Annotated in this window: 6 protein-coding genes; all 6 read left to right on the top strand. The window is 55.7% G+C overall.

From position 1 onward, the window contains the following. Positions 1-124: 124 nt before the first annotated feature. A complete protein-coding gene (locus ABYV26_RS19875; RefSeq protein ID WP_372683100.1) occupies positions 125-502 on the top strand; it encodes a response regulator in 378 nt (125 codons plus the stop codon). A gap of 39 nt (positions 503-541) precedes the next feature. Then, entirely contained in the window at positions 542-2,122 is a 1,581-nt protein-coding gene (locus ABYV26_RS19870; protein WP_372683099.1) for a DASS family sodium-coupled anion symporter, read from the top strand. Positions 2,123-2,128: 6 nt separating this feature from the next. Then, the gene (locus tag ABYV26_RS19865; protein ID WP_372683098.1) at positions 2,129-3,307 is read left to right on the top strand and encodes a sensor histidine kinase; all 1,179 of its coding nucleotides are present in this window, start codon (positions 2,129-2,131) and stop codon (positions 3,305-3,307) included. 12 nt (positions 3,308-3,319) lie between these two features. Beyond that, a complete protein-coding gene (locus tag ABYV26_RS19860) occupies positions 3,320-3,790 on the top strand; it encodes a response regulator (RefSeq protein WP_372683097.1) in 471 nt (156 codons plus the stop codon). An 18-nt stretch (positions 3,791-3,808) separates the two neighbouring features. Beyond that, positions 3,809-5,287, top strand: a complete 1,479-nt coding sequence (locus ABYV26_RS19855; RefSeq protein ID WP_372683096.1) for a sensor histidine kinase — start codon at positions 3,809-3,811, stop codon at positions 5,285-5,287. Then, the coding region (locus tag ABYV26_RS19850) for a response regulator (RefSeq protein ID WP_372683101.1) at positions 5,281-5,437 on the top strand (157 nt) is incomplete at its 3' end. The genes ABYV26_RS19855 and ABYV26_RS19850, both read left to right, overlap by 7 nt.

Here is a 5,437-nt window from a genome sequence, read left to right as displayed (position 1 = left end):
GACATCGATCTGCTGGTGGCCAAAATTGATCGAGCCGTGGTAAAAAAACGCGAGCATGAAGAGAAGATCCTCCAGGCCAAGGCTCAAATGATCGCCCTGAGAAAGGGTTATTAAGTGAGGAAACATGGCGACCATCAAAGGTAAGATCCGGTTGCTTCTGGTTGACGACGAGGTCGGCTATCTGGAGGTGCTTTCCAAGCGCCTGGGCAAGCGGAACCTCGACGTGACCACCGCCAATACGGGTCAGCAGGCCATTCAGACGTTGCGGAACAACGATTTCGACGTGGCTGTGGTCGATCTAAAGATGACGGATATGGATGGAATCGATGTCCTTAAGATTTTCAAGAAAATGGACCCCGATCTGGCCGTCATCATCCTGACCGGTCACGGATCGGAACAGGCGGCCCGTGAAGGCATAGAAAAAGGTGCCTTCGACTATCTCACCAAGCCCTGTGGCCTTGAAAATCTGTTGGACATCATTCATGCTGCATGCAACCCGTGATGGTAGCCGGCGCTGCCTGAAAGATTATAGGGAGAAGGTATGTTTTTAAAAAATAAATTGGTACAGCTGTGCATGGCACTGGGAATCGGATTGATCGTCATGCTCCTGCCGCGCCCGGAGGGAACCCAGTTTGAGATCATCGGCGATCCCGAAAGAAAAATAGTCGTTCAGGTTGAAGACTACTTTACCGCGGATGAAAAAGACACCAGCAAAACCAAAGGCTACATACTAAAGGCGCGCAACCCGGGGCAACCCGAGGCAACCGCCAAGCAACTCGAAGAAGCGGCCGTAAGCTTGGGGTTGACCGATGTCCGTGTGGTCTACGTGGACGGTATGTCACCCAAGGCCAAGCGGTTTCTGGCCACGCTGGCCTTTCTTCTCTTTCTGTTCATCTTCGAGCCGATTCCATTGGAGATAACCGCCGTCTGCATCGGCGTGTTGCTCATTCTGACCGGGGTGACCGATGTCAAAGGCGCCTGGGCGCCCTACATGCACCCGGTCGTGGTCTTCATCATGTGCTGCCTGGTTTACGCCATCGCCATGGAAAAGGCCGGGCTGACCCAGCGCCTCGGCCAGGCCATCGCCCGCAAAGCCGGCGACAGCGTCATCCGATTCACCTTTCTGCTATCGGTGGGTCTCGGCTATGCCTCGGGCCTGTTTCACGATGCCGCTGCCGCGGCCATCGGCATTGCCACCATGCTGCCCTTGATGCGAGCGGCGGGAATCAAACCGTACACCAGCACGGCAAAATTCATGATGCTGTCAGTCGCTTTCGCATGCTCGGCCGGCGGCATGATCACCCTGGTCGGTGGCGGCCGCAACATGGTCGCCGCGGCATTTCTGAAAGAGTTCACCGGCCTGGAACTGACCTTTTTCGACTGGATCAAGTTCGCGGCACCGGCCGGCCTGATTACCGTTCCCTTGGCCGTGCTGGTCTTGTATTTCGTCTACCGTCCCGACAGCAGTTTCAAACTGCCCCGGTTCGACGAAAAGATGGGATCTTGGACGGCCCTGGAGATAAAGACCACGGCCATCTTGATGATCGCTTTCGGGATGTGGCTCACCAAGGGCATCCACGGTCTCGATTATTCCATCCCGGGGATCCTGGCCATTGCCGCGCTGGTCCTTGCCGGGGTGCTCGAGTGGGAAGACATCCACAAGCATTTGGAATGGGGCACGGTGCTGTTTATCTTCGGCGGGGGCATCTCCCTCGGCCTGGGCATGGATGCCTCGGGCGCCGCGCGATACTTCGCCAACCTGTTTTTCCCTTTGTTTAAGGGCAGCGGCTGGCTGATCATGTTCGCCGGGGTGGCCGTATTCGGCGCGGTCGTCACCAACGCCATGGCCAACGTGGCCGCGGCGGCCCTGATACTGCCCATTGTCATCCCCCTGGCGCAGCTGGAGGGGGTTGACCCGCGGGTCATGGCGCTTTGTCTGGGCATGGCCACCTCTTTCGCCATGCTGCTGGTGATCGGCTGTCCGCCCAACGCCATTGCCTACTCCTACCGCCAGTTCAAATCCTCCGATCTGACCAAGGCGGGGCTGGTGGCGACGCCTGTTTTATTGGCAACCCTGATACTGGTGTGTGCCGTCTGGTGGAAAATACTGGGCCTGGTATAGGAGGCGATGATGTGGCGAGGCGAGCGTAGAACACGGATTCTGATCGTCGATGACGAAAGCGGCTTTCGGGAATCGCTGGCCAGGCGGCTTGAAAAGCGTGGCGCGGTGATCAATCAGGCCGGCAATGGCATCGAGGCCCTATCCTCATTGGCCCGAGAGCCGGTGGATGTGGTTCTCTTGGACGTCAGAATGCCCGGTATGGATGGCCTGGCCGTGCTGGAACGCATCCGGCAGGAGCATCCGGATACGGAGGTCATCCTGATCACCGGAAATGTAAACACGAACGAAGGTGTGGCTGGTATCAAGGCCGGTGCCTTCGACTACCTGACCAAACCGATTGAAATCGATCACCTGGTCGGCAAGATCCGGCAGGCTTTTGACAAACTCGTTCGCAACCAGGAACAAGCCCGGGAGGAGCGCTTCCGGGTCAGAATGGAAGAGCAGCTGATCGCCGCCGACAGGCTGGCAGCCCTGGGAACGCTGTCGGCCGGGACGGCTCACGAGATCAACAACCCGCTGGCCATCATCAATGATTCGGCCGGGTGGCTCAAAAGCAGGGCTGCCAAAGATGAATCCATTTCGCCTGCGATGCGCAAGGATCTCGATTTGGCGCTGGAGAAAATCGAAACGAGCGTGAAGCGTGCCCGGCGCATTACCCACCAATTGTTGAGTTTTGCCCGGTCGGCCGACACCATGACCAAGGAGTTCAACCTATCCGAATTGGCCGTCGAGGTGGTGGAATTAACCCGCAAGACCGCAACCGAATGCCAAGCCGAAGTATCTGCTGCCTGCGAGGTGAAGGATATGCGGATTTGGAGCGATCCATACCAGGTTCGCCAGGTTCTGATCAATTTGGTCTCCAATGGGCTTCAGGCGGTCGCACCGGGCGGCATGGTTGAGATAATCATCACCGGCAACGAAAAAGATGCCATTGCCGTCGTGCGGGACAATGGACCGGGAATTCCGCCGGAAAACCTGGCCAGAATATTCGAACCCTTCTTTACCACCAAACCGCCGGGTGAAGGAACGGGGTTGGGTCTTTCGGTCTCGCGGGGAATCATCGAAAAACTGGGCGGACAGATCAAGGTCGATAGCAAGTTGGGTAAAGGGACCATCTTCAGCGTTAGCATACCCAGAAAACCAATTGAATCTACCGACAAGCAAAATGAGGATATCAGCCGATAAGGAGATATATCAATGGTCAAATTCCCGATTAACATATTATTGGTCGATGACGAGCGCGATTTCGTCGAAATCCTGTCGTTGCGATTGACTGACGCCGGCCATCGGGTCCGGACGGCATTCAGCGGACAGGAGGCGCTGTCGGTGCTGGCCGAAGCCGAGGGAGATGCGCTGCCGGAAATCGATGTGATTATTCTCGATATCAAAATGCCGGGTATGGACGGTATCGAAACACTCAAGCAGATCAAGGCTAAATATCCCGTTGTGGAAGTCATTCTGCTCACTGGACACGGCGCCGTCGATACGGCAATTAAGGGGTTAAAGTCCGGTGCTTTCGATTATCTGCTAAAACCGGCTGATTTTGATGAACTGACCACCAAAATGGAAGCCGCTCGCAAACAGAAGGATGCGCATGCCGAACGCCTTCGCGCCGCCGAAGCCAGGGCGCTCATGCGCCGCAGCGGGGGATTGTTCAAACCGGATTGATGGTCCGCGGTGTGCGAAATGATGTGGTGGAACCGATTTAATTTAAAATACCGGATTTATATGATCTTGGCCGGGTTGGTTGGAATCACGCTCTGCGGCGGCCTGGTGATGGTCTGGTACACCTACCGCGTAGAAAGTGTCATCCTCCATATCATCGACGATAACGTCGCCGCTTTGCAGATCGCCGAATCGTTGGAAACCGCAATCGTCAATCAGAAAGGGTTTGTCTCCTATTATTATCTGGATGGAAACGCGGATTGGCTCACACGCCTGGACGACTACCGGCGGGTATTCGATACCCGGCTCGACGAAGCCCGCCAGTCTGCCCAAGATCTGCAGCAGGCGGAAGCCATCGATCAAATCGAAATTCTGTATGACCGGTATATTACACTAAAGGACCAGGTCATTGCGCATTACAAGGCCGGAGACCGCAACATCGGCTCCGAACTGCACCAACGGGTTCGTGAGCAATTCTTTACCATTCTGGCCCTGTGCGAAAAGTACAAGGAAATGCACATCCAAAGCGTTCGCTCAGCCCAGCAACTCAGCAGTGCCAGAGCGGTGCAACTTCGCTCCATCGCCGGATTTGCCATCACCATTAACATCATTCTGTCGGTGTGCCTAGTCCTAATCCTGGTAAAGCAGGTGTTGTCCCCGATAGCGAAGCTGCTTCAGGCAACCGCGCAAGGCGGTGCGGTCGAAACACCCGATAACGTGGTGGCCGCGCTGAGACGCAGCGTCGAAGGGCTCATCCAGAATGTCGACCAGTCCCAATTCGAATTGGCCAAAAGCCGTGAGTATCTCCAGCAGGTCGAAAAAATGGCCATGGTCGGCAAACTGGCCGCCGGCATGGCCCATAGTATCCGCAACCCGTTCACCTCCGTCAAAATGCGGCTTTTCTCCCTGAACCGCACCTTGAACCTGAATGCCGACCAGAAAGATGACTTCGATGTGATTTCGGAAGAGATCCGCCACATCGATACCATCGTCCAGAATTTCCTCGAGTTCTCCCGTCCGCCCAAGCTGGTCATGCAATCGGTCAGTCCGTCTTCAGTCGTGGACAACGCGCTGTCGCTGCTGACCCATCGCTTGAAATCATACGAAGTGAAAGTCAAGGTGATCCGTTCCATTAACCTTCCCCATGTCTCGGCCGATCCGGAACAACTGAAAGAAGTATTGGTCAATCTTTTCATCAATGCCTGCGAGGCGCTGGGCAAAGGCGGATCGATCACAGTAAGAGAAGATGTGGAACAGGACCCGGACACTGGAAAAATGGCCCGGGTTCGGATATCCGACGATGGGCCTGGCATACCGGCGGCTGTCATCGGCAGGGTCATGGAGCCGTTCTTTACGACGAAAGCAGAAGGTACTGGGCTCGGATTGAGCATCGCCGCCCGCATCATCGATGAGCATGGAGGCCGCATCGATGTATCGTCGGTTGAATTTAAAGAAACGGCATTCACCATCAAGCTGCCGATTATTGGAGGCGCGTGTTGAATACGATCCTGATTGTCGACGATGATGATGGTCTGCGAACAAGCTTCCATAAATTGCTGAAGGAAGAAGGCTACGCGGTAAAGAGTGCTGCATCCGGCGAGAGTGCCCTGGCCATGGTCAAGAACGATGACCTGCCTGACTTGGTGATTC

The sequence above is a fragment of the Desulfosarcina sp. genome, from assembly GCF_041551955.1.
Lineage (GTDB): Bacteria > Desulfobacterota > Desulfobacteria > Desulfobacterales > Desulfosarcinaceae > Desulfosarcina.
Note: the sequence above shows the minus strand (reverse complement) of the source record. Positions and strands in the feature narration are given on the sequence as shown.